Source organism: Corynebacterium sp. UMB6689 (assembly GCF_030215295.1).
Taxonomy (GTDB): domain Bacteria; phylum Actinomycetota; class Actinomycetes; order Mycobacteriales; family Mycobacteriaceae; genus Corynebacterium; species Corynebacterium aurimucosum.
This window is the reverse complement of the sequence record NZ_JASOLS010000006.1, coordinates 109829-136317: the sequence shown is the minus strand read 5'-3', so window position 1 is coordinate 136317 and position 26489 is coordinate 109829. Positions and strand designations below refer to the sequence as shown.

The window sequence follows — 26489 nt, the reverse complement described above, 5'->3', positions numbered from 1 at the left end:
CTTGGCGCTAGTGCCGAGGGGCTAGTCCACTGGCTCAACCCGGCACGCCACGTGGAGGGAGCTTGGGTCCTTGGCCTTACGCAACGCAACGGTGCGGGCTCCGATCTCACTGTTTGTGGCGACGCTCGGAGCCACAAACACTCCCGTGCTCGCTGGAAGAATGACGGGCTTGTAGAAATCCGCGCTGATGCGAACAGCACCCGGAAGGGTGCCGTCGAGCACCGACAGCATACGGGCGTGCATGTACATGCCATGCGCGATGGGCGCGGGGAAGCCGAAGAGCTTGGCTCCCACGGCGGAAACGTGAATGGGGTTCTTATCGCCAGATGCCGCCGCATAGACGCGAGTGCTCTCGGCACTAAAGCGCAGCGTTGCCGTGGGGGTTCCCACCTCATCGCCGGGGAAGTCGAGGAAACGCTCGGCCTCCGGGCGCGTTTTCACTTGCCGCGGGGTGTCCTTGGTGAATTTCGCGCCTTGGCCTAGAAAGACCGATGTCTGGCGCCAGATCTCCTCCCCCTCCACGCTGTAGGTGGTCACCATATCAATGACCAGCCCCTTGCGGTGCGGTCGCAAGTTTTCCGCATGCACGGTGATGTCGCAGCTCTCGTCGACGCGCAGCGGGCGGATCTGTTCAATGCGGTTGGACAGGTGCACCACGCCCACAGCGGGGAAAGGAAAGTCCTGGGCGGCCATCACCTTGATGGCGAGGGGGAAGGCCAGCGCGTAGAGATAAGTAGCGGGCAGCTCGTTGCCCAGACGCAGGCCCGTGGCTTGGCAGTAGCGCGCGAGGTGCTCGGTGTCTACGCGCACTCCCGCGACCCGGTAAGCAGTCTGTGGGTCGTCGACCTTGCGCTTGCCTGCCCCCAGCCCGGGGATGGGCACCGCGCCTACCATCAGGCTGCGGTAGAGCGCAGGAAGATCTGGAATCTCGTTGAGTGTGGTGACGTTCATTTAGGCTCCCATGAGGTTCTGGCCGCAGACGCGGACGGTGTTGCCGCTTACCGCCGCGGAGGCCGGCGAGGCGAAGAAAGCGACGGTCTCGGCGACGTCAACAGGCAAGCCGCCTTGCTGCAGTGAGTTCAAACGGCGGCCGATCTCGCGCGGGCCGGTCGGCATCGCGGCGGTCATGGCGGTCTCAATGAAGCCCGGCGCCACGGCATTGATGGTGGAACCATTCTCGGCGAGGACGGGACGCAGGGCGTCGACCAGACCGATAATGCCAGCCTTGGTGGTGGCGTAGTTCGTTTGGCCGCGGTTGCCGGAAATGCCGGCCATGGAGGACACACCAACCACGGCCGCACCCGGCGCGAGGGAGCCAGACTCCAGAAGGTTTTCGGTGATACGCACCGGCGCCAGAAGGTTAACGGCCAGGACAGCATCCCACTGGCCTTCATTCATATTGGCCATAAGCTTGTCACGGGTAATGCCGGCGTTGTGAACGATGACGTCAATAGCTCGGCCATGGCGCTCCTGGGCGTGCTGGGCAATCTTGTCCGCGGCCTGAGGGTCAGTGACGTCGAGAGGCAGCGCGGTGCCTTTGACCCTGTTCGCGGTCTTTGCCAGGTGCTCGCTGGCCTGTGGGACGTCGATACAGATAACGCTGGCACCGTCGCGCGCCAGCACTTCCGCGATGGTGGCGCCGATACCGCGGGCGGCACCGGTCACCACTGCAAGCCGCCCATCGAGTGGCTGCTCCCAGTTCTGTGTCCCACTGCTATGTCCGGAAGGAACCTGTCCCTGGGCGCTGACGCGCACAACCTGCCCATCCACGAAAGCCGACTTTCCGGAAAGAAAGAAGCGGACCGTGGACTCCACCTCTGAGGTGGCCGCGGGGTCTACCCACACCAGGTTCACAGTGCCGCCCTTGCGCATCTCCTTAGCCAAAGAACGGGTAAAGCCTTCGAGGGCGCGTGCGCTAATGCGGGCGTCGATGGTATCTGCCGCCTCCGGGGTGGTACCGACAACTACCAAGCGCGCGCATGGCAGGAGGTTGCGCATCTGGGGGTTGAAGAAGTCATAAAGCTCACGCAGCTGTTCAGGGGTGTCTAGGCCGGTGGCGTCAAAAACGAGGGCAGCGCGCTTCGCCTCTGCCGAAGAGTTGATGACCTGGTAGTCCACGGCTAGCTGGGAGCGCAAGAAGTCTGCGATGCGCCCCTGACCGCCGATGACAATGGGACCATCGAGCGCCGGTTCCCCTACCTTGTGGCGGCGCAGGGGGTACCCCTGCGGTACTCCTGCTTTGGCGGCGAGCGGTGAGTTGATGAGCTTCTCAGCAAATGTGACGTGCGGCATAGGCTGGCCTGTTCCTTTCTCGGTTCTTCACAACCTTGCAAGCCTTGATCGAGCGGTTGCAAGGTTAGTTAATTAAGTGATAGAACTAACAATATCACTTTAGTTGTGACGCGAAATAAACAGTCGGGTTGCTACCCCCTCCCACTGGGACGATTCGCACAAGACCACTCGCGAAGGAGTTTTCAATGACCAACCCCCCGCACCGCGTAGCCATCCTGGGTGGCAACCGCATTCCCTTTGCTCGCTCCAATAAGCAGTACGCTCATGCGTCCAACCAGGACATGCTTACCAGTGCGCTGGATGGCCTCGTGGCACGCTACGGGTTGCACGATGAACGCCTAGGCCTCGTCGCAGCCGGCGCAGTTCTCAAGCACTCCCGCGATTTCAACCTCACCCGCGAATCCGTACTCGGCTCCGCCCTCGATTCCACGACGCCAGCTATCGATATGCAGCAGGCCTGCTGCACTTCCCTTGCGGCAGCCATCCACGTCGGCGATGCCATCGCCCAAGGACGCATCTCCGCCGGCATCGCAGGAGGAACGGACACCACCTCAGACGCCCCGCTGGCTGTCAATGACACGCTGCGACGCACACTGCTCAACCTCACCCGTGCCAAGACCGCCGCACAGCGCGCACAGCTCGTCGGCTCCATCCGCCCATCGCAGCTGGCTCCGGAGCAGCCGCAGAATGGCGAACCCCGCACTGGGCTCTCCATGGGTGACCACGCCGCCATCACCGCCCGCGAGATGAACGTCAGCCGCGAAGCCCAGGACGAGCTGGCACTCGCCTCCCACCAGAACCTCCACAAGGCCTGGGAGGAGGGCTTCTTCAATGACCTCACCACCGGCTTCCTCGGCGTCAATCGCGATACCAACCTGCGCCCGGACTCCTCCCTGGAGTCCCTAGCCAAGCTGAAGCCAGTCTTTGGTAAACGCGATGCCGAGCAGCACGGCACGCAGGCCACCATGACCGCAGGCAACTCCACGCCGCTGACCGACGGCGCCTCCGTGGCCCTCCTCAGCTCTGAAGAGTGGGCTGCCGAACACAACATCGAACCCCGCGCCTTCCTGGTGGACTCCGAGACCGCGGCCGTCGACTTTGTCCACGGCCCCGACGGCCTACTCATGGCCCCCACCTACGCGGTCCCGCGCCTGCTCGAGCGCAACAACCTAAGCCTGCAGGATTTCGATTTCTACGAGATCCACGAGGCCTTCGCCTCCCAGGTACTCGCCACCCTGTCTGCATGGGAGGACGAGACCTACTGTCGCGAGCGCCTCGGCCTGCAGTCTGCACTCGGCCCCATCGACCGCGCCAAGCTCAATGTCAAGGGCTCTTCTCTAGCAGCCGGTCACCCCTTCGCCGCTACCGGCACCCGCATCCTCGCCACCACGGCCAAGATTCTTGAGGAAAACGGCGGCGGACGCGCCCTCATTTCCATCTGCGCCGCCGGCGGCCAGGGTGTCGCAGCCATCGTCGAGCGTTAAGCACCGCCCTCTCAGAAAGGACCCCCATCATGGCACTCACCAAGTCTTCTTCAGACAAGAAACCCGTCTCCCCAGAGCTCAACAACCAAGCCACCACCGATGCACCCAAGGCGGAGGCCCGCAGCCCGCACCGCCTGCCCACCACCCCCAAGCCTTCCGTTGCCACCGAACTTGCCGCGCTTCTCGACGGCCCCCATGCCGCCTTCCGCCAGGAACTGCGCACCTTCCTCAATGACCCGGAGCTCTTCCCAAAGCCCCACCTGTCCATGGCGGAGCAGCGCCAGCACACCTTTGAGAACCTCTCCAAGGTTCGCGATTTCGGCGGATTCAGCCACGGCCTGCGCAGCGCACACGGCGGCGCCGGCAAACCGAATCTCTCCACCTTCACCCTCGAGGGCCTAGCTTGGGTTGATGGCTCGCTGGCCATCAAGTCCGGTGTGCAGTGGGGCCTGTGGGGTGGCGCGCTAGATCAGCTGGGCACCGAGCGCCACCTCGACTGGATCAACAAGGCCGCCAGCCTGAAGCTTCCGGGCTGTTTCGCCATGACCGAGCGCGGCCACGGCTCCGACGTACAATCCCTAGAGACCACCGCAACCTTCGACCCGGAGACCGATGAGTTCATCATCAACACCCCCTCCGATTCCGCGGTGAAGAACTACATCGGCAACGCCGCCAAGGATGGCCGTGCGGCCGTCGTCTTCACCCAGCTCATTACCCCGGACAGCGATGGCCGCTCCCATGGCGTCCACGCCATCATCGTCCCTATCCGCGATGAAGAAGGCAACGAGCTACCAGGCGTCACCCTGGGCGATCATGGCCACAAGGGTGGTTTGGTGGGTGTCGATAATGGCACCCTGCGCTTCGACAACGTCCGCGTGCCACGCGAGAACCTGCTCAACCGCTTCGCCGATGTCGATGAGAAGGGTAAGTACTCCTCCCCGATCGAGTCCAAGAATGCCCGCTTCTTCACCATGCTGGGCACGCTTATCCGCGGCCGCATCGGCGTATCCGGCGCAGCGGGCGCGGCCACCGAGGCCTCCCTGGACATCGCCATCCGCTACGCCAACCGCCGCCGCCAGTTCGAAGGAGCCACCGGCGCGGAAAAGCGCCTCATCGAGCACCGTCAGCACCGTCGCCGCCTGCTCATTCCGCTGGCCCGTACTTACGCGCTGCACCTGCTCTACAACCAGATTCTGGAGCGCTACCAGGAGCAAAACGATCAGCATGAGGCCGGCACCTGGTCTGTGACGGAACCGACCGAAGAGCAGAAGTTCGCCTCCCGCGAGATGGAATCCCTGGCTGCGGCCATCAAATCCGCGCAGACCCAGCACGCCACCCGCACCATCCAGGAATGCCGCGAAGCTTGTGGCGGTGCTGGCTACATGTCGGAGAACCGCCTGACTACCTACCGTGCCGACTCCGATGTCTTCGCCACCTTCGAGGGCGATAACACCGTGCTCATCCAGATGGTGGGCAAGAACCTGCTCACCGCCTATGGCCGCGCGATGAATGACATGAGCCCGTGGGACACCGTAAAATACGCGGCCTCCACCGCCACCGATGTGGTTCGCCGCCGCTACGGCTTTACCACCCGCCTGCAAAGCCTGGTGGACCGCGTGAATCCTTCTGAGGCTTCGCTTTTCGACGCCACCTACCAGGCCAAGCTGATCGACGACCGTGCCCAGTCCATCCTCTTCTCCCTCGTGCGCCGCATCCAGCCAGCCCGCAAGGCCGATAAGGTGCAGGCTGCTGCCATCGTGGACCAGTGCCAGGATCACCTCATCGCCGCCGGCTGGGCCCGTGTGGATACCTTGTTGGTCCAAGCCATGATTGAGGCAGAGGAGCGTCTGGAGGAAGGTTCGCTGGCACGCCAGGTCTTCGAGCAGCTGCGCCACCTCTTTGTCTTCGACACCTTGGTTCAGCACGCGGGCTGGTACCAGGAGCACAACCTGATTCCGGCCGGCCGCATGAAGGCCGCCCGCGCTGCTATCAACGACCTCGTCGATTCGCTCGCACCATGGTCCGTCGTACTCGTGGATGCCTTCGGCGTTCCGCCTGAGGTACACAACATCCCGATGCTCACCGAGGCCGGTGTGGATCCGCTCCACGTCTAGTCACGCCACGCATCTCGAGGGCACTTCCGCCACCTGGCGGGGCGCCCTCCCTGCTTTCAGTCACGCGCAGTATCACACATTTACCATCCACAAGCATGACTACCTCACACGCCATGTTCTCCAGTTCCTTCCCACCCTCCGAGGATCTCTTAGTCTCCGGAACCCTTCGCAACGACATCTCGCTGCATCTGTGCCACGGCCACTCACGCCGGGACATTCACAACGACTTCTTCGAGCTTCTCGACGATCCCTCTGATTGGGAGAGCACCCGCCAGGACCCGTTCCCAGAAGATTTCGACGCCATCATCGACGAAGTTGCCGCCGATTACGCTCAAAAAGTTACAGAAAAGTCTGCTGATGCACAGCGCCTCGACGCCCTTCGGGATGAACTGCGACAGCACAACCTAGCTTTCAGCTTTGACGAGGGGTGGGACGCCTCCGACGGCGCTGAGTGCGGAGCCGAACAAGCGGAAGAAGACGATGCCGCAGGATATGTTTACTGCCATATGCAGGATATCGACAGGCTGATTCACACCGGAGAACTTTTCTTCGGTTTCGGCACCATGAAAACCGATGACGAGCTCAGCACGCCAGCAAGCGTTGGCGAGCAACTCGTCGAAGCGCTGCGCGCTGTTGGTTTCAACCCCACCTGGGATGGCAACCCTAACGCACGTGTGCTCTGCCAAGGCCTAGTTGTCGAATTTCCCCTCGCAGAGGACCTCACCAACGCCTAATAGACGCTTTCAATAGATCCTTTAAAGCTAGCCCGCAACAACCATCCAGATGGCTACCATGTGCACCACCGCCGCGGCAATCGTCGCGGTGTGAAAGTGCTCGTGGTAGCCATACCAACGTGCGTTGCGACCCGGCCACTTGAAGCCGTACATCAGCGCCCCCACTGAATAGACCACGCCACCCGCAAAAAGCAGCCACACCACGGCCGGCCCTGCGGAGTGCCACAGATTCGGCAACAGAGGCAGGATGAGCCAACCCAGCACGAGATAGACCACCACGTCCAGCCACCGCGGATGATTAATCCACACCAAGTTCAAGACAACCCCCATGGTGGCGCCCACCCACGCAGCAGTCAGCATCCATAGCGCCTGCGTGGGCTCCAGCACGATGGCACACAGCGGCGTGTAGGTCGCCGCGATGAACACCGAAATCGTCGCGTGATCAGCACGCCGCCACCACTGCACAGCACGCATCGATACCCATGGCCAGCGGTGGTACAGCGCCGAGACTGTAAAGAGGCCAACCACGCCGACGCCATACACCGTTACTGCTAACCCCTGCCACCACGGCAGCGTCATCCACGCAAAGGTAATCAACACTGTCGATGCGATCAGGGAGGCGATGGCCGCAAAGAAGTGCCCCCAGCCGCGCGTTAATGGGCGCGGGCCGCGGTCCGCCATCCAGTACGTGCGCTGGATGAGCTGCTCTATCGTGCTATTTTCCTGCACAGAGCCTGATTCAACTGGAAATTCTTGCGGGGACGATTTCTGAGCACTGGGTGCGTTCATAGTGGGGGCCTTGCCTTGCCTGAGATGCGGGTCGTGCGCATAACGCATTCACTCCCAAAACTTACGTATCCGTAACTATACGGCCGAGCATTGCGGCAGACAAGGGTGGAGCGAAAGTTTCCTCCAGTTTTTCTTCCAATATTTGCAGCACGAGGGCACTGGCCACGTAAACTACCCACATTATGCTTTCCTTTGTCTCACGCTCTCGCCGCACCGCGGCGCTGGTCGCAGCTGCCATGGTGGCACTGGGGGCGGCGTCGGCAGGCATCGACTCCGCCTCCGCCCAGTCCAGCACCATCGGTGAGGTTTCCTCGCGCGCGACCAACCCGCAACCCTGGCTGGGTGACAAGCCCTTCATCACCGCAAAGCGCCACATGGGCGGCAACCACTGGGTGGTGGACGTCTGGTCCCCGGCCAATCATGCGGTGATTTCCAATAACGTCCTGCTCCCTGAGGGCGATAAGCCGCGCCCCTCCTTCTACCTGCTGCCCGGCGTGGAGGGCGGCCAGGCCGGCATGAACTGGATGACACACTCCGATATCCGCCACTGGGCCGTGGGCAAGAACGTCAACGTGGTGATGCCGCTTGGCGGCGCTTACTCTCTCTACACCGATTGGAATGCCGAGGATCCGATCCTGGGCGTCAACAAGTGGAACACCTACATGACCGCTGAGTTGCCCCCGCTGATCGACGCCGAATTCCACGGCACCGGCCGCGATGCCATCGGCGGCATTTCCTCTACTGGCGGCGCCGCACTCGACATCGCCGGTCACGCCCCACAGCGCTACAAGGCCGCAGCCTCCTACTCCGGCTGCCCGGTACGCTCCGGTGCGATTGGTTTCCCTACCTCCACCGCGATGATTGCCTACGGCGGCGGCTCCTCCTTCAATGCCTGGGGCCTGCCAGGCTCCCCGCAGTGGTTCGAACACGACCCCAACGCCAACCCCGGACGCCTGCGCGACGTCGAGGTCTTCGTGGGCTCGGCCTCCGGCACCCCGGGCCCCATCGATGGCACCAACAGCCCCGCCCAGTGGCTCGGCCCCCGCGCGGTAGAGATGGTGGCCAACCAGTGCTCGGAGGAATTCACCCGCAACGCCCGCAACGCCGGGGTGCGCGTGAACCGCTACTTCAGCCCCCAGGGTTCGCACACCTTCAACCTCTTCTCCCACCAGATGAAGCTGAGCTGGGACCAGACCATCGCCCGCACTATCGGCGCCTAAGTTTTGACTGGTTGTCGCTTCACTGCAGACGCAAGCCCCCTTCATCACCACGACCACGAAATATACCCACTGCAGGATTTGATTCCACTAACCCTCAGCTAAACAACTAGATCTTCAAGGTTCACGTTTGCCCGAAAAAAGGGATTGACGCATGTCAAGATTCTGCGGTAAAATTTTGGTTAATAGTTCAGCCCGCCCGGTTCCCTTCGGAAACACGGAGTGGGCTGGATCTCTATTTGCGCAGTCTCGCCAACACTGTCATCGTGGCAACACATCCCACCTCTAGATTGGCTTTTCATGTCTTCTACGCTCAAGCCAGCAGCGACCATTGGCGAACACATTCTTCGCCTGCAAAGCCGCGGCATGAAGATCGACAGAGCTTTAGCTGAACAATGGTTTTCACACGTCAGCTACTACCGGCTTTCTGCCTATTGGTATCCGGCTAGACAGTTCACTGAAGACGGAACTAGCCGAATTAGCAGCTTCGTCGATGGTACTGACTTTGCCGACGTCGTCTCCTTATATGAAGCCGATCGGAAACTCCGTACCCTGATTCATGATGGTATGGAGCGAATCGAGGTTGCGATGCGCACCAAGCTCGTCGAGCTACTGTGTACTCGACACCCCAATGATCCTACTTTCTATCTCCGTTCAGACGACTTTCGGCCAAACTTTGACCACGTGTCGTGGCTGAGTACAGCGTACGGTCGGCTTGCGAGAGCGAAGAAGAGCGACGCCGTGAAGCACTACATTGATGAATACGGTGGACAGTATCCCATGTGGGTTGTGGCTGAAGTGCTCGATTTTTCGGACATTTCAAAGCTCTATGCAGGCTTAGGATCCAACGATCAACGGTCAATTTCGGAAGCGCTGAATATAAAGATCAACTTCTCTAGTTTGAATAGGAATCAGAAGCAAAGACTTACGAAGAAACATCCACTGGCGAGTTGGCTCGAGCAGCTAACTGTCATTCGGAATACATGTGCCCACCATGGAAGGCTGTGGAATCGTTCATTTGCTCCGGCTCCAACTGAGGTTATCCGGAACAATGGAAACCTACACATCCTTCCAGAGAATCAAAGTGAGAAGTTATTCGGCGCTTTGATAATCATGGCGCATTTACTGCGGACTGTGTCTCCTGGAACCACGTGGCCTGAAAAAGTAGTGGCCTTGTTAAATGGACACTTCCTCACCAATCCTCTTGTCGAAAAAGCCAGTATCGGTATTCATGGCAACTGGGATGAAGAAACAATTTAAATGACTCGGAAAAGGAAAAGCCCGGCCGAAGCCGGGCTGATGCAGCGTCAACGCTGCTGAGCGGAACTGCGCGTTTTACTCCACGACGGAGTTCGCGCCGACGGCGTGACCGAAGAGGTCCGGCAGGGTCGCCGCCCAAGCTTCGCGCAACTCGGAAACAGCAACGGACTCGCCGCCCAGCTCCAGCTCACCGTTGTCGGTGGTCTGGCCGACGACGACGGCCGGAACGCCGCACTCCTCGGCGCGCTGCAGCAGCATGTCGACGCGGTCAGCGGTCGTTGCTACCAGCACTCGGGAGGCGGACTCAGAGAAGGCTGCCACGAAGGCGTCCTCGTGGACCTTAGACAGATCCAGGCTCAGGCCCACGCCGCTGCGCTTGGCCATCTCGAATGCGGTGACGGCGAGGCCACCTTCGGAGATGTCGTGTGCAGCGGTCAGGCCTTCGTTGCCCACGAAGAAGTCCGCGAGACGCTGCTCGTTGGCCAGGTCCACCTGTGGCGGCAGGCCATTGAGTCCCTTCTCTGACTCGTGACCTTGTTCACGAGCGCTTACCTGCTGCCAGATGGAACCACCGAACTCATCCTTGGTCTCACCCAGCAGAACAAGGACCTCCGGCTCCTCTACGCGTCCAAGCTCGTTGCCGATGGACGTGTGGACGTCGTCGATGACACCCAGGACGCCTACGACGGGCGTCGGCAAGATCGGCTCCTCGCCGGTTTGGTTGTAGAAGGAGACGTTGCCACCGGACACGGGGATGCCGAGCTCCACGGCGCCGTCGGCAAGCCCGTGCACGGACTCGCGGAACTGCCACATTACGTCCGGGTTCTCCGGGGAGCCGTAGTTGAGGCAGTTGGTGATGGCGACCGGGCGGGCACCGGTCACAGCGACGTTGCGGTAGGCCTCCGCCAACGCCAGGCGTGTGCCCATGTTCGGATCCAGCTTGGTGTAGCGCCCAGAAGCATCAGCCGATACCGCGATACCGCGGCCGGTCTCCTCGTCGATGCGCAGCACACCAGCGTTCGCGTGATGGGACTGCACGGTGTTGCCGCGCACGTAGCGGTCATACTGCTCGGTGATGAAATCACGGGAGCACAGCGCCGGGGAGGCCACGAGCTTCTTCAGCGCCACGGTAAGGTCCTGCTTCTCGACGCCCTTGAACTCCTGCAGCGCATCCTGCCACTCCGGGCGGGCGTAGGGGCGGTCGTAGACCGGGGCCTCGTCCGCGATGGTGCCGGCTGGGGCATCCACAACGACCTCGCCTTGATGGCGAATGATGAGGTGCTTGCCAGTGGTAACCTCACCGATCTCGGCGCAGGTGACGTCCCACCGCGCGCAGATCTCCTTGAACTTTTCCACGTTCTCCGGGGTCACCACGGCACACATGCGCTCCTGGGACTCGGAGGCAAGGATCTCCGCGGCGGTCATATCCTTGGCGCGCAGCGGGACGTTGTCCAGGTTGATCTCCATGCCGCCATCACCGGCGGCGGCCAGCTCGGAGGTGGCGCACGCCAGGCCCGCGCCGCCCAAGTCCTGGATGCCCACGACGATGCCGGACTTGTACAGCTCCAGGCAGCACTCGATGAGGACCTTCTCCGCGAACGGGTCGCCCACCTGAACGGCCGGCAGCTTGCGCTCCGCGCCGTCCTCGAAGGTGTCAGAAGCCAACACGGACACGCCACCGATGCCATCGAGGCCGGTGCGCGAGCCGAAGAGCATGACCTTGTTTCCAGTACCGGAGGCGAAGGCCAATTTCAGGTCCTCCACCTTCAGCGTTCCCACGCACAGCGCGTTAACCAGCGGGTTGCCAGCATAAGACTCATCAAAAACGGTTTCGCCGCCAATGTTAGGCAGGCCCAAGCAGTTGCCGTAGTGCGAAATACCGCCAACCACGCCAGGCAAAACGCGCTTGGTGTCGGGGGCATCCGCCGGGCCGAAGCGCAGCTGGTCCATCACGGCAATCGGGCGAGCGCCCATGGCCATGATGTCGCGGACGATGCCGCCGACACCCGTGGCCGCACCCTGGTGCGGCTCCACGTAGGAGGGGTGGTTGTGGCTTTCCACGCGGAAGGTCACCGCGTTGCCGTCTCCGATATCCACCACGCCGGCGTTCTCACCGATGCCGGCGAGGATCTTGGAGCCCATTTCCTCGGTCATGGTCTCGCCGAAGTAGCGCAGGTGCGTCTTGGAGGACTTATAAGAACAGTGCTCCGACCACATCACCGAGTACATGGTCAGCTCGGCGTCGGTGGGGCGGCGGCCCAGGATCTCGCGGATGTGCGCGTACTCGTCATCCTTCAGGCCCAACTCGCGGTAGGGCTGCTCCAGCTCAGGCTGCGCAGCTGCTTGCTCGACGGTGTCGTTGTGTACGGTCATTGTTTCTCCTTATAACCGTCGGCGCGGGTTAAGCGACGACCTTGAGGGCGGACACAAACAAACCCAGACCGTCGGTGGACGGGCCGGTGAGAAGATCGATGGCGTGCTCTGGGTGCGGCATCAGCCCCACCACGTTGCCGGCCTCATTGGTGATGCCGGCGATGCCGTTGATGGAGCCGTTGAAGTTATCGGTATAACGGAAGACCACGCGGCCTTCGCCCTCCAAGCGTTCCACGGTCTCCGCATCCGCCTGGAAGCGGCCCTCGCCGTGCTTCGCTGGAATCAGGATGCGCTGGCCCTGCTCAAACTCGCTGGTCCAGGAGGTCTGTGCGTTCTCCACCTCGAGGTAGGTATCCACGCAGTGGAAGTGCAGGCCCTGGTTGCGAGTCAGGGCGCCGGGCAGCAGGCCGGTCTCCGTCAAAATCTGGAAGCCGTTGCAGATGCCGAGCACCGGCATGCCCTTATTCGCTGCTTCCACCACCGCGCGCATCACCGGGGCCAGCGCCGAAATAGCGCCGGAGCGCAGGTAGTCACCGTAGGAAAAGCCACCGGGTACAACGACGGCGTCCACTCCTCGCAGGTCTTCATCCGCATGCCACAGGGACACGACGTCGGCGCCGGCGGTGCGGGCGGCGCGGGCCGCGTCGACGTCGTCAAGCGTGCCAGGGAAGGTAATAACGCCGATCTTCATTACTGGATGACCTCGTAATCCTCGATCACGGTGTTGGCCAGCAAGGTGGAAGCCACCTTCTCGAGTTCCTCGGCGCTGACCGAATCATCAACTTCAATTTCAAAGCGCTTGCCCTGGCGCACGTCGCTGACACCAGCAACCCCCAGGCGGCCCAGCGCGCGAACGACGGCCTGGCCTTGCGGGTCCAAAATCTCGGCCTTGGGCATGACATTGACAACTACACGAGCCATGAAAATTTTGCCTTACTGTGCGTGAGTATAGGTGCCCCGCCAGTCTATCCCGCCGGCAAGAAAGATTCGGAATCTTTGGGGGTGATGAATTCAAACCAAACGGTTGAAGAATTCTTGGGGAATCCCACCTTAACCCCCAGCTCGCCCTCTGCGCTTCGGTATCACGTGCCCCGAAACCCAGGTAGAACGAGATGCGCTGCCCTTTCTCACCTATCCAAGGAACCTCTCATGCATTTCAAACGCATTGGCTCACTCGCCATCGCCGCCCTTGTCTCTACCTGCATTGTTGTCCCCCAGGCCAGCGCCTTTGTGGACGGCTCCAACGCCGTCATCTCTGAGGTCTACGGTGGCGGCGGCAACAAGGGTGCCGCGTTTAACCACGATTTCATCGAGCTTTATAACCCCACCTCAGCTGACCTCGACCTCACTGGCTGGTCCGTGGAGTACCTGTCCGCCTCCGGCAACTCTGGCGGAAAGCACGAGCTGTCCGGTTCCCTCCCGGCCGCGGGCCACTTCCTCATCCAGGAAGGTGGTGGCGGCACCGGTGAGCCGCTTCCTGCTCCTGATGCAGAGGGGAACCTGAATCTGTCCGGCTCCAAGGGCTCGGTGAAGCTTTACGACGCCTCCGGGGCCGTGGTAGACCTCGTGGGGTACGGGGAGGCGTCGCTCAGCGAGGGCTCCCCTGCCCAGGCCTTGAACAACTCCACCTCTGCGCAACGCGACGCCGAGGGCACCGACACCGACGACAACGTTGCTGACTTCAGCGCTACAGCGCCGACGCCGAAGTCTGCTGGCGGTGGCGCCACCGCGCCGGAGGACCCCACACCGGCCGAGCCGGGCGCATCCGTCACCATCCCGGAAATCCAGGGCACCGGCGCGGAGTCCCCGCTCAAGGGACAGAACGTCACCACCCAGGGTGTTGTCACCGCCGTGTGGCAGGGTGAGAAGTCCCTCAACGGCTTCACCATCCAGACCCCGGGCACGGGCGACACCGTACCGGCAGAGGCCTCTGAGGCTGTCTTCGTCTACACCGGCGGCACCGGCTTCTACCCAAAGATTGGGGAATCCGTCGAGGTCACCGGCACCGTTGATGAGTACTACGGCCAGACCCAAATCGCCCTGGCCCAGGGCTCCGTCCTCGACACCGCACTCGATCCCGCCACCCCGCTCGCCATCGATGCCCTACCCGAGGGAGATGAGGAGCGAGAGAAGCTCGAGTCCATGCTTCTCAAGCCTGGCGTGCACACCGTGACCGATAACTACGGCCTCAACCGCTACGGCGAGCTCGGTCTAGCACCGGGCACCGAGGCGCTGCGCCAGCCCACCGATATTGTCTCCCCTGGCACCCAGGAGCAAAAGGACATGGAAGCCTCTAACGCGGCGAAGTACGTCATCGTGGATGACGGCTCCACCCGTGACTTCACCCGCGATGGCGCGTCGGCGAAGCTGCCGTACATCATGCAGAACGGCTCGGATGTGAAGACGATTCGCACGACGAACCAGGTGGAGTTCGCGGACTCCGGCGTCATCCTGGGTTACGGCCACGAGCAGTGGCGCTTCCAGCCCACCACGATGATTACGGGTGACTCCGCTACCGCAGATCTGCCAATTACGTGGGACCCGGCCCGTCCGGAGGCCCCGCAGGTGGCTGGCGATTACACCGTGGCGGCGTTCAACGTGCTCAACTTCTTCATCAACCTTGGTGAGGACAACGGCGCGAAGGCGTACAAGGACCGTTTCGGTAACGGTGTGGGCTCCGACAGCCCCACCTTCCGCGGTGCGTGGTCTGCCTCCGCATTTGAGGACCAGAAGGGCAAGATCCTCACTGCGCTGGAGGGCCTTGACGCCGATGTCATTGGCTTGTCTGAGATTGAGAACGCCGCCAACACCGTGGGTGGCACCTATGACGATGCCGTGAAGTACCTCGTGGGTGAGCTCAACTCCCGTGCGGGGTCTGAAAAGTGGGATTACGTCAAGGCCCCAGCGAACTCCGCGGCGGACACGGATGTCATCCGCACTGCGATCATCTACAAGAAGGACCGCGTCGAGCCGGTCGGTGAGACCTCCTTGCTTGAGGATGAGCGTTTCAAGGGTACCGCCCGCACCCCGCTCGCTGCGGAGTTTGAACCGGTTGCTGACAAGTGCGCTCCTGAGGGCCCCGATTCCTTCGTGGTGGTGACCAACCATTTCAAGTCCAAGGGCTCCGTGGCCAACGGTGACAAGGACACCGGCGATGGTCAGGGCAACAACCCGAACGTGCGCAATGCCCACGCCCAGGCAGTCCTGGATGGTTTGTCCAAGCAGCCACAGTGGCAGGAGAAGGCCACCTTCGTCATGGGTGACTTAAACGCTTACTCCAAGGAAGACGCCATCTCCGTCTTCCGCAACGCTGGCTACACCATCCCGGTTGAGGAGCTCAACGCCCAAGAGGACTGGCAGGACGTGGCCTCCTACCAGTTCTCCGGCCGCCTCGGCTCCCTGGACCACATCCTGGCCAACGAGCACGTCGACGCCCAGGCCGCGCAGACGTGGAACATCAACTCCGACGAGCCGATTGCCATGGAGTACTCCCGCCGCAACTACACCGGCGGCGATGTCTTTGAGGCCGATAACCCCTACCGCTCCTCCGACCACGACCCGGTCAAGGTGGGCTTCAACCTTGCGACGGTGAAACGCTCTGCGGACGAGCTCGAAGGCTGCGGCTCTGCTGAGAATCCGGATCCAGCTGAAGACCCGGATCAGGCTGATGAGTCTCGCAGCATCAAGTCTGTCACCGTCAACGACGAGGGCCACTTCATCATCACCTACACCGACGGCACCACCGAAGACGCCGGCAATGTTGTCGGTGCCGATGGCAAGGATGGTACCGACGGCGAAGACGGCGCTGACGGCAAGCCAGGCAAAGACGGCCGTGGTATTGAGTCCGTGACCACCAACGACAGGGGCGAGGTCATCGTCGCCTACACCGACGGCACAACCGATAATCTCGGTCTCCTTGTCGGACCGAAGGGCGACCAGGGCTCACCGGGTAGCGACGGCAAAGACGGTAAGGACGGAGCCGATGGTCAAGACGGCAAGGATGGCCGTGGTATCGAGTCCGTGACCACTGACGCTGCGGGCAACCTCGTTGTGAAGTACACCGATGGCACTTCCGAAACCATCAAGGTAGACAGCAAGCCCGCCAGCCAAACCGGTTCTTCTACTGGCGAGCGCTGCCTGCCGACTGCCCTCGGTCTCGCCATCCCCGCAGCCCTTGCCATCCCGCTGGCCTTCCTTGGGTTTGCCAATACACAGTTCAACATCCCGGGCTTCGAGCCGGTCCGGAAGCAGATTGAGTCGATGGCCCGCAACATCCCGCGCGAAGCTCAGTACGCTGCCGGTGGTCTCGGCCTGCTGGCTGCGCTTGGCATCATCGGCGCGGCCTGCGTCCCGACCGGGTCTAAATAAAGCACTCTGCTGAGCGTATTTATTCAGTCTCGTTAAGCCCCTCATCTGAGGGGCTTTTCTCCTACCAGCCCGATTACCCCTCTAACCAGGAATTTTCTTCCTCCGGTTGCGGGGTTGCTAGTGCTGTTTTAGTCTCTGTGCTCATGGGGGATATCGAAACCTACCTCCGCCTTCGCAACTCGGGGATTGCACTGGTGGAACATGTACCTGGCACACCCGATGAGCTCCGCGTGCTCGGCGCGGATGCCTCTGATGCCACCGAGCTTTCACAGCTGCACCAGGTTTACTTCGGTCCCACCCGCTTTACCGGTAAACAAAAGAAAGCCCGTGCTGCAGCCCTTCAACAACGCCACAGCCTGGGCACCCTCACACTGATTGAAACCTACACCGCACGCGTGAAAAAGACCCTGGATGCCTGGAACTTAAGAATCAAACTCGCTGCCACACCCGCACACCGCATCCCACATGTTGCCGCCGCACGGCTTAAAGAACTGCGTGCTAAAAGAACCGTCAAACCAGGCGTGCGCATCACCTACAGATCCGAAGGCCCCAACACGCTCTCCATTACCGATGACGCCACCACGATTGCCAACATGCGCGCCGTCTTAGAATCCACCAACACCACTGATCTGCTTAAAGCCGCCAATGACGTCTTCTTCAACCAAGCAAGCGGTACAAAGCCGGCCGTGCGCACCCAAGTCATCATCACCCTGAATGAGCTCGACCAAATCATTAACGGCGACGGGGACGAAATCCAGCTCAACCTGACTAACGGCGCGCGCATGACAGGCGCAGAGTTTCTCACCCACAAGTTTGCCGAAATAGGCTACGCCACCCTCGTCCACCCTCTTGACGGGCCCATCAACACCTGGCGCCTAGAACGTGGAGCAAACCTCAACCAACGCCTTAGCCTGCACGCGGAATTCCACACCTGCTCAAGACCAGGCTGCAACAAACCAGCCGATTACTGCCAAGTCCACCACCTCATCCCCTGGCAAGCAGGTGGCTACACCAACATTAAAAACCTGACCTTCCTGTGCGCCTACCACAACGGCATTAACGACGATGACCCACACAGGCCTACCGGACGCGGCTACATGTACCGACTCAACACCGGAGTGTCCTTCATCCCACCCTGGGGTGCCCCAATTACCGCAATGCCGGAATACCAAGAAGCACTAGCCAGACTCAACACCGAACAAGCAGCCGCAAAGACACAGACCACAGCACCAACCCAAGGATTACCGGAGCAAACTGGAAGACAGAGCCACCCAGCGCCACACCGGCAGGCACCGACACAACCTCCCGGAACACAAACACCAGAACAGCCACCAAAGGAACCACCCGACAGCAGCTAACCCCAGCCACCACACACAGCAACAACTGAAAGGAAACGGCTCACCACCTGCACCAACACCGCTACCCGCCAACCGAGGGAAGGTTAGCGGGCACATCGGCGATCCTTCAGACAACACCACCCACAAACCACAACAAGGCACGCAGGAAAACCTGCGAGCTTTATGCCAGCGCTACCCATCATCCAAAGCCAGACTGACGGGCAATCCGGCGACCCCAAGTCCGGCTTCACGTGCTGCCGGAAGCAGCAAGAGCAACGGGATCCTTAAGCCCTTAAAGAGCGAAACCTGCCAACCGGATGAAGGTTTACGGGCACTCCGTCGTTCCTGGAAGACGCGTCTCCCTTTCTATACAGGCCAACGGACACCGGGATATGCGGATGGTTTAACGTGTCGTGAGCATTCGAGTGGGCACGGCTAGCGCGGTGCGAAGGCCGTATAGTCAGCGGGACTGGCGCCTGCTCCAACGGCGCGCTCGGCGGCCTTAAGGAAATCGGACACTACCTTGCGGTCATCAAGGTTACGGCCGGAAATCGATAGGCGCACGGTGTTGCCGCGCTGCGCGGAGCGCTCGGCAGCGCGGATGATGTTGCGGCGCCACCACTTGGCCGAACCGAAACCCTCACCAAAGGACAAGTTGCGGGCTTGGTGGAGCTCGCCGGTGCGCAGGTCATGGATGCCGCGGGTGGATGCAGCAAAGTCAAAATCAAACTCAGGAAGAACTTCTAGAGTTCCCGCCGACATACGCCAGCGCGGCGGCGCAAAGATAGTGGGCTCAAAGCCGATTCTGGCCATCTGCCGCGTCGCCCCCTTGAGGCGCAGACGCGCCTCGTGTGCATCCAGGTTTGCGAATTCCGCACGGCGGCCCTGAACTGCTTGGTCGAAGCCGTTGAGAATGAGCACTCGGCCCGATTCGGCTTGCTCCCGCAACCACGACTGTGTCGCCGAATCCTTAGCTAGGTGCCAATTGCCATCGATGTGTGACGCTACAAGCAAGGACACCGGGATATCCGCTTTATCGAACTGCTCCAGCAGGTCAGCGGCCTGCCTTCGGGTGTCGTCGAAGATACTGGAAATCGAAACCAAAAGGTGGCCATGCATAAGGAAAATTATCGCACAGCCACCGTCCCGGCGCGCGCCGAGGGGAAGCCTCACTCCCCCACATGGGCGGCCTAGGACGCTGTGCGGCTCATTAGCCACACAGCTCAAGCGGGGAGCCTAAGACTCAACCCCCGTGGCCTGGTTAATCAACCACGCATACTCGAATGCCGCCTGCCGCCACTTGGCATAGCGGCCGGACACACCACCATGGCCGGCGGCCATCTCGGTCTTGAGGAGGAACTCGCCACCGGTGGCGACGTCACGAAGCTTGGCCACCCACTTCGCCGGCTCCACGTAGAGCACGCGGGTGTCGTTAAGCGAGGTCAGCGCCAGGATATTGGGATACTTCTGCGGCGCAATGTTCTCATACGGTGAGTAAGAAGCCATGTAGTCATAGACCTCCGGGTCGTGGTACGGGTCGCCCCATTCTTCCCACTCCACCACTGTCAGCGGCAGCTCCGGCATAAGAATCGAGGTCAGCGGGTCCACGAAGGGCACGTTGGCCTCGATGGCCTTAAACCGATCTGGCGCCATGTTCGCCACCGCGCCCATGAGCAGTCCACCGGCGGAACCGCCTTCCGCCACCAAGGTGTCCGGGGTGGTCACGCGGCGCGCGATGAGGTCATCGGCCACTGCGATGAAGTCCGTAAACGTGTTCTTCTTAGCCAGCATCTTGCCGTCGTCGTACCAGTTGCGGCCCATCTCGCCGCCGCCGCGAACGTGCGCCATGGCAAAGATCATGCCGCGGTCCATGAGAGACAAACGGAAGACCGAGAAATACGGGTCCATATTTGCCTCGTAGGAGCCGTAGCCGTAAAGCAGCGTCGGGTTCGGCTGCGCACGGTCCAAGTCCGCGCGGTGCACGATGGACACCGGCACCTTCGTCCCATCGGGCGCCTCCGACCAGACGCGATAGGCCACGTATTCGTCTTTGTTATAGCCGCCAGGGACTTCCTGTTCCTTCAGCAGCGTGTACTCGCCGGTGGCCACGCGGTAATCAAAGAGCTGGGCTGGCTGGATGAAGGAGGTATAGCTCACGCGCAGCACCGGCGCATCCCACTCCGGGTTGCCGGCCACGCCAACGGTGTAGAGCTCCTCGTTGAAGTTGAGCTCGTCGAAACGCGCCCACCCCTCCCGCACATCCATTACCGCGGCACGGCCAATGCCGCCGCGGCGGTAGCCCACGACGATCTGGTCGCGGTAACAATCCACGCCTTCAATGCGCACGGTGTCATCATGCGGCATGAGGACGGTGAGCTCGCGCAAGGCTGGAAGGTCATCGGAGACCGGACAGTAGCCTAAGGCAAAGTTGGGGCCGGTGGCATTGTGCGTGACAACCCAGTAGTCGGTGCCGCCCACCACGGCGTGGTCAACGTCGTAGTCCACGCCGGTCTCGCGCTCCCAGAGGCAGCGGAACTCCCCCTCGGGGTTGGACTGCTCGAGCACCCACGCCTCATTCGTCGTCTTCGAGCCGGACACAATCATGATGTACTTCTCGCTGCGGGTCGTCCCCACGCCAATGCCGAAACGCGAATCCTCCTCGCGCATGACCACGACGTCCTCTGACTGCGGGGTTCCCACACGGTGGCGCCACACGGTGTCCGGCCGCCATGCATCATCGACGGTGGTGTAGAAGATGAACTCCTCCCCGACCCACGTCGCACCATAAAAGATGCCTTCCAGGCGGTCCTCCAACAGCTCTCCTGTGCGCAGGTCCTTGATGAAGAGCTCAAAGCGCTCGTCGCCGGCCACGTCCACGGAATAGGCCAGCAGGTCACCGGAATCGCTCACCGTGGACGCGCCCAGGGCGAAGAAGTCGTGGCCTTCGGCGAGCGCGTTGACGTCGAGAAGCACCTGCTCCCCTTCCGGCGCCCCCTCCTCCGGGATGGTCGGCGGAGTCCACGGATCAGAACCTTCCGACACCGGGATGCGGCAGCTGTAGCCGTACTCCTGCCCCTCCTCGGTGCGCCCGTAGTACCAGTACTTACCGCGGCGCTGGGGCACGGACATGTCCGTCTGCTTAATGCGGGACTTGACCTCAGTGAAGATGTTCTCCGTCAGGGTGTCCAGGTGTGCGGTGCGCTCCTTGGTGTAGGCGTTTTCGGCCTCCAAGTATTCGCGGGTCTCCGGGGCGTCTTTCGCGCGCAGCCACTCGTAATTATCGATGAAGCTGCGGCCATGGAACTCACGGGTGACCGGGCGTTTCGCTGCGTGTGGTGCGTTCATTCAGCCTCCTTAAAAAGTGGTTCCGGACAGGCGTTCAAAAGCCTCAACATAACGCGCGCGGGTGGCCTGGACAACGTCATCCGGCAGGCGCGGCGGCGTGGACTCCTTGTCCCAGCCGGAGTTGGTCAGCCAATCGCGCACGTACTGCTTATCAAAGGAGGGCTGAACCTTGCCCTCCTCGTACGTATCGGCCGGCCAGTAGCGTGAGGAGTCCGGGGTGAGGACCTCATCAGCCAAGACCAAGGTGCCGTGCTTGTCGACGCCAAACTCGAACTTCGTATCCGCCAAAATGATGCCCTTCTCCTCCGCCAGTGCGGCGGCCGTGGCATAAATGCGCAGGGTGGCTTCGCGCAGCTGCTCAGCTCGCTCGCGGCCTAGCTTCTCCACAACGACGTCGAAGGAGACGTTCTCATCGTGGTCGCCCTGCTCCGCCTTGGTGGCCGGGGTGAAAATGGGCTCGGGCAGGCGGGAGGCCTCGGTCAGCCCCTCCGGCAGCTCGACGCCGCACACGCTGCCGGATGCCTTGTATTCCTTCAGCCCGGAGCCGGTGAGGTAACCGCGGGCGATGCACTCGAAGGGCAGCATGTCGAGCTTCTGCACCACCATGGCGCGGCCGAGTACCTCTTCGGGGATGCGCTCATCATCGAGCGGGCCGGCGAGGTGGTTAGGGAAATCAATGACGTCGAAGAAGAACTTCGAGGTCGCCGTAAGCACACGGCCCTTGTCCGGAATGGCGGGCTCCAGGGCGTGGTCGTAGGCGGAAATGCGGTCGGAGACGACCATGAGCAGGGTATTGTCGTCGATTTCGTAGATATCGCGCACCTTGCCGGAGGCGATGTGGGCATAGGAAGAAAGTTCTGGACGCATGACATACATCCTAGACCCGTCTAGACTGCTTCAAGATACATCCCAAGCATGAGGAGTTAAGCCTGTGCACTCTCGCATGATCTCCCTTTTGACCTCCGCTGCACTGGTGGGCGGTGCCCTGAGCGTGCCGGCGGCGCAGGCTGCCGATATCTCCGTGCGCGAATCTGACCACGGCCAATGGCTGTGCACGATGTCGGCCTCGGCCACGGATCGCGAGCTAGCCCGGGACGTCCGCGCTGGATATATCGCGACGATTAAGGCGACTTCCGAGCAGATTCAAGCGCAGTTCCCGAAGCTGGATTTCTCCGCGTATACCTCGCGCGATATCAGCAAGGCTCCGGGCTATGCGGCGACGGTGGCCGCGCTGGGCAAGGCCGGTTATACGGGCGCGGATATGCTCATCATCCTGGTCGGCGCCGCCGCTCCGGAGGCGCTCGTAGCGGATGAGTCGGTGCTGCTGCCGCAGGACGCCGAGTACTCCATCAATGCTGCTGCCGCCCGCGCAAAGAAGGGACCGGCGCCACTACTGTCGACGGGTAGCGATTTCAGCCCCAAGCTGCGCGCCGCTCTGGCAGAAAACCAGGCACAGGAGAAAGAAGCCGTTGACGCCTTCAACGCAGCGCAGGTGCAGTCTTTCGCTGAGTGCGTCGAGGAACTGCGCAGCCGCGGTGCGCAAGAAGGCATCCAGCCGGTGCCGGAGCTGCCCATTCCGGGCAAGACGACGCAGCAGCAAACCTCGTCCACGGGTGCTGCGGTTCTCGGCATCATGGCGGTACTCACCGCGCTGATGATCGGCGGCTACCTCGCCTCCAACGGGAAATCCCTCGGCGGCTTCGAGTTGCCGGTGCTGCGCATCCCCGGGATGGCCTAAAAGCTAGTGCCGGGTGGCCCGGGACGTCGATAGAAGGTCGTTTCGATCAAATAGGGACCAGAAAATTCGGGCAACCTTAATTGATCGAAACGTACATGGACCGGGCCAGCGCGGTACGTTTTCGTAAATAGAGCCTCAAAAACTCACGTTTGAGAGGGCTTGTCTGCGAAAACGTACCGCGCCGGGTCGTCCCTTCACAGGGGATCCCCCGGCCGCGTGAGCTAGAGGATTTCGCCCGGGGTGTAGGCCGCGGCCTGCGGGTGCTGGTCAGCAATCGCCTTGATGCGGCCCAGAATCTGGCTCACCTGCGACTCGGCAGCACCGATGAAGGCGTGCTTATCCGACAGCGCGGCCTCGAGAGCTGCGGCATCGAGCGGCAGGCGCTCGTCGGCAGCCAGGCGCTCAATCAGGTCCTGCTCCCCGCCATTCTCACGCATGTTGAGTGCTACAGCGACGGCGTTTTCCTTGATGACCTCGTGCGCGGTCTCACGGCCCACGCCCGCGCGCACCGCCGCCATGAGGATGCGGGTGGTGGCGAGGAAGGGCAGGTAGCGCTCCAGTTCACGGTCGATCATCGCCGGGAAAGCACCGAATTCTGCCAGCACGGTGAGGAAGGTTTCGAACATGCCGTCAATGGCAAAGAAAGCATCCGGCAAGGCAACGCGGCGCACCACCGAGCAGAAGACGTCGCCCTCGTTCCACTGCTGGCCGGACAGGTCCGCCACCATCGTCAGGTAGCCGCGCAGAATGACCTGGAAACCGCCAACACGCTCGCAGGAGCGGGCATTCATCTTGTGCGGCATCGCGGAGGAACCAACCTGGCCCTCCTTGAAGCCTTCAGTCACGGTTTCGTTGCCGGCCATGAGGCGGATGGTCGTCGCCAGTGAGGAGGGCGCAGCACCAAGCTCCACCAGCGCGGACACAGCATCGAAGTCGAGGGAGCGCGGGTAAACCTGGCCCACCGAGTTGAATACGCGGGAGAAGCCCAGGTGATCCGCAATGCGCGTTTCTAGCGCCGCGAGCTTGTCCTCGGATCCGCCCATGAGGTCAAGCATGTCCTGCGAGGTACCCATCGGGCCCTTGATGCCGCGCAGCGGGTAACGGCTCAGCAGAGACTCCACGCGCTCGATGCCGAGCAGGAGCTCGTCGGCAGCCGAAGCGAAACGCTTGCCCAGGGTCGTGGCCTGGGCGGCGACGTTGTGGGAGCGGCCCGCCATCACCAGAGTCTGGTACTGCGCGGCGCGCTCACCGATGCGGGAGACCACCGCGATGGCTTTATCGCGGGTCAGCTCCAAAGAACGCAGGATCTGCAGCTGTTCCACGTTCTCCGTCAGATCACGCGAGGTCATTCCCTTGTGAATGTGCTCGCAGCCGGCCAGGGCGTTGAACTCTTCGATGCGAGCTTTAACGTCGTGGCGCGTGACGCGCTCACGCTCCGCGATGGAGGCGAGGTCGACGTTCTCAACCTGCGCCTCGTAAGCGGCGATAGCCGCAGCTGGGATGTCTACGCCGAGATCCTTCTGCGCCTTCATCACCGCAATCCACAGCTGGCGCTCCAGGATGATCTTGTGTTCTGGGGACCAGATTTCAGCCATCTCGGGGGAGGCGTATCGAGCGGACAGGACGTTGGAAATGTTCTTCTTTTCAGCCACGTCGCTCATTATTCCACGCCTCGCCCCAAAGGAGGCATTATCAGCGGATTAGATGCTGATCTGGCCCTTCTCCGCTGGCAGTGCGATGTCTGTGCGGAAGAAGCTGCCCTCCAGCTCGATGCCGCCGAGAATCTCGTAGGCGGCAGCACGGGCATCGGCGAGGGTGGCGCCGCGACCGAGGACGTTGAGGACGCGCCCACCGTTGGAGACGTAGCCGCCCTCCCCCGTGGTGGTGCCAGCATGGAGGACGCGGGTGGGATCGTCAAGATCCGGCGAGGTGATCGAATCACCCTTGCGCGGGGAAGCCGGGTAACCCTCGGCAGCCAGCACCACGGTAACGGCGTAGCCTTCCTCCCACTCCAGCGGCGCAAGTTCCGCCAGCTGTCCGGTGGCAGTGGCATTCAAAACCTTACCCAGCGGAGACTTCAGCAAAGCGAGCACCGCCTGTGTCTCCGGGTCTCCAAAGCGGGCATTGAATTCCACCACGGCTGGGCCTTCCTTGCCCCACGCCAGGCCGGCGTAGAGCAAGCCAGAGTAGGGAGTGCCACGCTTGACCATTTCCTTGGCCACGGGAACGCAGACTTCGTCGACGATGCGCTGGACGCCGTCGGCAGGCAGCCACGGCAGCGGGGTGTAGGCACCCATGCCGCCGGTGTTGGGGCCTTCATCGTTGTCATAGGCGCGCTTATGGTCCTGTGCCGGGAGCAGCGGGACGACGGTTTCGCCGTCCACCAAGCAGAACAAGGAGACCTCCGGTCCGTCGAGGAAGGACTCGAGCAGCACTGGGTTGCCCACGGCATGAACCGCATCGACGTGCGCGCGGGCCGCGTCGCGGGACTCGGTCACCACGACGCCCTTGCCGCCGGCCAAGCCGTCGTCCTTAACCACGAAGTGCGGGCCGAAACGATCGAGGGCGGCCTCGATGTCCTCATCGCTGGTGCCGGGGGCGAGCTGCTCCGCGCGTGCGGTGCGCACGCCGGCGGCCGCCATGACATCCTTGGCAAAGGCCTTGGATCCCTCGATCTGTGCCGCGCTTGCCGACGGCCCGAAGACCGCAATGCCGCGCTCACGCAAAGCGTCCGCCACGCCTTTCACCAGCGGCACCTCCGGCCCGATGACCACCAGATCCGCGTCAATATCAACCGCCAGCTCCGTCATACGCGCAGGATCGTCCACCTGGGAATACTCCGGGTGAATGGTGGCTTGCTTGGCATGTGCCGGGGAACCCGGGGCGATGTGCAAATCGGTAACAGAGGGATCAGATTTAAGGCCAGTGAGCAGGGCGTGTTCGCGGCCGCCCGAGCCAATAACGAGAATGCGCATGCCGTCTATCTTAACTGGCGGTAGCCTAGGGGCCATGTCTTCCGTATTTACAAAGATCATCGAGGGCGAGCTGCCAGCTCGCTTTGTCTACCGCGACGAGAAATGCGTGGCATTTTTGTCCATCGAGCCGCTACGTTATGGCCACACCTTGGTCGTGCCAGTCGAGGAGGTCGATAAGTGGACTGACCTCGATTCTCAGACTTGGGCGCACCTCAACGAGATTGCTCTAGAGATCGGTGGCGCCATTAAGACGGCCTTCGACACCCCGCGTACGGGCTACATCATCGCCGGCTTCGACGTGCCGCATACCCACATCCACCTCTTCCCCACCGAGAAGATGGAAGACTACGACTTCGCCAAGGCCTTCGCTGCCGACGCCACCGACCCCGCCGCCATGGACGAGGCCGCCGCGCGCATCCGCCAGCACCTCGGCACGGATGAGGACGGCCGCCGCAGCAACTAG

20 protein-coding genes are annotated in these 26489 nt (G+C 62.0%); 9 read left to right on the top strand and 11 right to left on the bottom strand.

Translation table 11 applies throughout. The features are described from left to right. Positions 1-21: 21 nt before the first annotated feature. Positions 22-951, bottom strand: a complete 930-nt coding sequence (locus tag QP363_RS05140) for a MaoC/PaaZ C-terminal domain-containing protein (RefSeq protein ID WP_284763153.1) — start codon at positions 949-951, stop codon at positions 22-24. Then, positions 952-2292 carry a 3-oxoacyl-ACP reductase gene (locus QP363_RS05135; protein ID WP_284763152.1) on the bottom strand — a complete coding sequence of 447 codons (1341 nt, stop codon included), beginning with the start codon at positions 2290-2292 and terminating at the stop codon, positions 952-954. Between the two features lie 185 nt (positions 2293-2477). On the opposite strand from QP363_RS05135, the gene QP363_RS05130 reads away from it, so the two are divergent. The 3 genes from QP363_RS05130 (at position 2478) to QP363_RS05120 (ending at position 6624) form a co-directional block, all read left to right on the top strand. After that, on the top strand, positions 2478-3776 hold the full coding sequence (locus QP363_RS05130) for an acetyl-CoA C-acetyltransferase (RefSeq protein ID WP_070710528.1): 1299 nt from the start codon (positions 2478-2480) through the stop codon (positions 3774-3776). A gap of 29 nt (positions 3777-3805) precedes the next feature. Then, the gene (locus QP363_RS05125; protein ID WP_284763147.1) at positions 3806-5890 is read left to right on the top strand and encodes an acyl-CoA dehydrogenase family protein; all 2085 of its coding nucleotides are present in this window, start codon (positions 3806-3808) and stop codon (positions 5888-5890) included. A 95-nt stretch (positions 5891-5985) separates the two neighbouring features. Further along, a complete protein-coding gene (locus QP363_RS05120; protein ID WP_284763145.1) occupies positions 5986-6624 on the top strand; it encodes a hypothetical protein in 639 nt (212 codons plus the stop codon). A gap of 27 nt (positions 6625-6651) precedes the next feature. Here the strand turns inward: QP363_RS05120 and QP363_RS05115 are convergent, their stop codons facing one another. Next, entirely contained in the window at positions 6652-7305 is a 654-nt protein-coding gene (locus tag QP363_RS05115) for a hemolysin III family protein (RefSeq protein ID WP_284763183.1), read from the bottom strand. A gap of 290 nt (positions 7306-7595) precedes the next feature. On the opposite strand from QP363_RS05115, the gene QP363_RS05110 reads away from it, so the two are divergent. Continuing rightward, positions 7596-8633, top strand: coding sequence for an alpha/beta hydrolase family protein (locus tag QP363_RS05110; RefSeq protein WP_284763143.1), 1038 nt, complete (start codon positions 7596-7598; stop codon positions 8631-8633). Between the two features lie 297 nt (positions 8634-8930). Then, the gene (locus QP363_RS05105) at positions 8931-9890 is read left to right on the top strand and encodes an Abi family protein (RefSeq protein ID WP_070645627.1); all 960 of its coding nucleotides are present in this window, start codon (positions 8931-8933) and stop codon (positions 9888-9890) included. A gap of 75 nt (positions 9891-9965) precedes the next feature. Here the strand turns inward: QP363_RS05105 and purL are convergent, their stop codons facing one another. From purL to purS, 3 genes are read right to left on the bottom strand one after another with little or no spacing between them, the layout of a single operon-like run. Then, positions 9966-12263 (bottom strand): phosphoribosylformylglycinamidine synthase subunit PurL, encoded by a 2298-nt coding sequence (purL, locus tag QP363_RS05100; RefSeq protein ID WP_284763141.1) that lies wholly within the window; start codon positions 12261-12263, stop codon positions 9966-9968. 28 nt (positions 12264-12291) lie between these two features. Then, positions 12292-12954: a phosphoribosylformylglycinamidine synthase subunit PurQ gene (gene purQ / locus QP363_RS05095; protein ID WP_070710946.1), complete on the bottom strand. Its 663-nt coding sequence runs from the start codon at positions 12952-12954 to the stop codon at positions 12292-12294. Beyond that, entirely contained in the window at positions 12954-13184 is a 231-nt protein-coding gene (gene purS, locus QP363_RS05090; RefSeq protein WP_039676532.1) for a phosphoribosylformylglycinamidine synthase subunit PurS, read from the bottom strand. The genes purQ and purS overlap by 1 nt, the downstream gene beginning before the upstream one ends. A gap of 228 nt (positions 13185-13412) precedes the next feature. Between purS and QP363_RS05085 the strand changes: the two genes are divergently transcribed. Both QP363_RS05085 and QP363_RS05080 read left to right on the top strand, forming a co-directional pair. Further along, the gene (locus QP363_RS05085; protein WP_284763127.1) at positions 13413-16631 is read left to right on the top strand and encodes an ExeM/NucH family extracellular endonuclease; all 3219 of its coding nucleotides are present in this window, start codon (positions 13413-13415) and stop codon (positions 16629-16631) included. Positions 16632-16774: 143 nt separating this feature from the next. Further along, positions 16775-17989, top strand: coding sequence for an HNH endonuclease signature motif containing protein (locus QP363_RS05080; RefSeq protein WP_284763125.1), 1215 nt, complete (start codon positions 16775-16777; stop codon positions 17987-17989). A gap of 414 nt (positions 17990-18403) precedes the next feature. Here QP363_RS05080 and QP363_RS05075 read toward each other — a convergent pair whose 3' ends face one another. The 3 genes from QP363_RS05075 to QP363_RS05065 form a co-directional block, all read right to left on the bottom strand. Next, the gene (locus QP363_RS05075) at positions 18404-19087 is read right to left on the bottom strand and encodes a DUF2334 domain-containing protein (RefSeq protein WP_284763123.1); all 684 of its coding nucleotides are present in this window, start codon (positions 19085-19087) and stop codon (positions 18404-18406) included. Positions 19088-19204: 117 nt separating this feature from the next. Continuing rightward, positions 19205-21313, bottom strand: coding sequence for a S9 family peptidase (locus QP363_RS05070; RefSeq protein WP_284763121.1), 2109 nt, complete (start codon positions 21311-21313; stop codon positions 19205-19207). 9 nt (positions 21314-21322) lie between these two features. Beyond that, positions 21323-22180, bottom strand: a complete 858-nt coding sequence (locus QP363_RS05065) for a phosphoribosylaminoimidazolesuccinocarboxamide synthase (RefSeq protein ID WP_284763119.1) — start codon at positions 22178-22180, stop codon at positions 21323-21325. A gap of 64 nt (positions 22181-22244) precedes the next feature. Between QP363_RS05065 and QP363_RS05060 the strand changes: the two genes are divergently transcribed. Beyond that, the gene (locus QP363_RS05060) at positions 22245-23051 is read left to right on the top strand and encodes a serine/threonine protein kinase (protein ID WP_246815734.1); all 807 of its coding nucleotides are present in this window, start codon (positions 22245-22247) and stop codon (positions 23049-23051) included. A 221-nt stretch (positions 23052-23272) separates the two neighbouring features. On the opposite strand, the gene purB is transcribed toward QP363_RS05060, so the two are convergent. Both purB and purD read right to left on the bottom strand, forming a co-directional pair. After that, entirely contained in the window at positions 23273-24712 is a 1440-nt protein-coding gene (gene purB / locus QP363_RS05055; RefSeq protein ID WP_070446043.1) for an adenylosuccinate lyase, read from the bottom strand. 39 nt (positions 24713-24751) lie between these two features. Continuing rightward, positions 24752-26026, bottom strand: a complete 1275-nt coding sequence (gene purD / locus QP363_RS05050; RefSeq protein ID WP_070711528.1) for a phosphoribosylamine--glycine ligase — start codon at positions 26024-26026, stop codon at positions 24752-24754. Positions 26027-26060: 34 nt separating this feature from the next. On the opposite strand from purD, the gene QP363_RS05045 reads away from it, so the two are divergent. Next, positions 26061-26489, top strand: a complete 429-nt coding sequence (locus tag QP363_RS05045; protein WP_070645602.1) for an HIT family protein — start codon at positions 26061-26063, stop codon at positions 26487-26489.

What these genes read in the sequence shown, in the direction of transcription:
- purL (WP_284763141.1), bottom strand. Translation starts at nt 12,263, where the DNA reads ATGACCGTACACAACGACACCGTCGAGCAAGCAGCTGCGCAGCCTGAG.
- QP363_RS05140 (WP_284763153.1), bottom strand. Translation starts at nt 951, where the DNA reads ATGAACGTCACCACACTCAACGAGATTCCAGATCTTCCTGCGCTCTAC.
- QP363_RS05135 (WP_284763152.1), bottom strand. Translation starts at nt 2,292, where the DNA reads ATGCCGCACGTCACATTTGCTGAGAAGCTCATCAACTCACCGCTCGCC.
- QP363_RS05075 (WP_284763123.1), bottom strand. Translation starts at nt 19,087, where the DNA reads ATGCATGGCCACCTTTTGGTTTCGATTTCCAGTATCTTCGACGACACC.
- purB (WP_070446043.1), bottom strand. Translation starts at nt 24,712, where the DNA reads ATGAGCGACGTGGCTGAAAAGAAGAACATTTCCAACGTCCTGTCCGCT.
- QP363_RS05115 (WP_284763183.1), bottom strand. Translation starts at nt 7,305, where the DNA reads ATGGCGGACCGCGGCCCGCGCCCATTAACGCGCGGCTGGGGGCACTTC.
- QP363_RS05065 (WP_284763119.1), bottom strand. Translation starts at nt 22,180, where the DNA reads ATGCGTCCAGAACTTTCTTCCTATGCCCACATCGCCTCCGGCAAGGTG.
- QP363_RS05045 (WP_070645602.1), top strand. Translation starts at nt 26,061, where the DNA reads ATGTCTTCCGTATTTACAAAGATCATCGAGGGCGAGCTGCCAGCTCGC.
- QP363_RS05080 (WP_284763125.1), top strand. Translation starts at nt 16,775, where the DNA reads ATGGGGGATATCGAAACCTACCTCCGCCTTCGCAACTCGGGGATTGCA.
- purQ (WP_070710946.1), bottom strand. Translation starts at nt 12,954, where the DNA reads ATGAAGATCGGCGTTATTACCTTCCCTGGCACGCTTGACGACGTCGAC.
- QP363_RS05130 (WP_070710528.1), top strand. Translation starts at nt 2,478, where the DNA reads ATGACCAACCCCCCGCACCGCGTAGCCATCCTGGGTGGCAACCGCATT.
- purD (WP_070711528.1), bottom strand. Translation starts at nt 26,026, where the DNA reads ATGCGCATTCTCGTTATTGGCTCGGGCGGCCGCGAACACGCCCTGCTC.
- QP363_RS05125 (WP_284763147.1), top strand. Translation starts at nt 3,806, where the DNA reads ATGGCACTCACCAAGTCTTCTTCAGACAAGAAACCCGTCTCCCCAGAG.
- QP363_RS05120 (WP_284763145.1), top strand. Translation starts at nt 5,986, where the DNA reads ATGACTACCTCACACGCCATGTTCTCCAGTTCCTTCCCACCCTCCGAG.
- QP363_RS05070 (WP_284763121.1), bottom strand. Translation starts at nt 21,313, where the DNA reads ATGAACGCACCACACGCAGCGAAACGCCCGGTCACCCGTGAGTTCCAT.
- QP363_RS05110 (WP_284763143.1), top strand. Translation starts at nt 7,596, where the DNA reads ATGCTTTCCTTTGTCTCACGCTCTCGCCGCACCGCGGCGCTGGTCGCA.
- QP363_RS05105 (WP_070645627.1), top strand. Translation starts at nt 8,931, where the DNA reads ATGTCTTCTACGCTCAAGCCAGCAGCGACCATTGGCGAACACATTCTT.
- QP363_RS05085 (WP_284763127.1), top strand. Translation starts at nt 13,413, where the DNA reads ATGCATTTCAAACGCATTGGCTCACTCGCCATCGCCGCCCTTGTCTCT.
- purS (WP_039676532.1), bottom strand. Translation starts at nt 13,184, where the DNA reads ATGGCTCGTGTAGTTGTCAATGTCATGCCCAAGGCCGAGATTTTGGAC.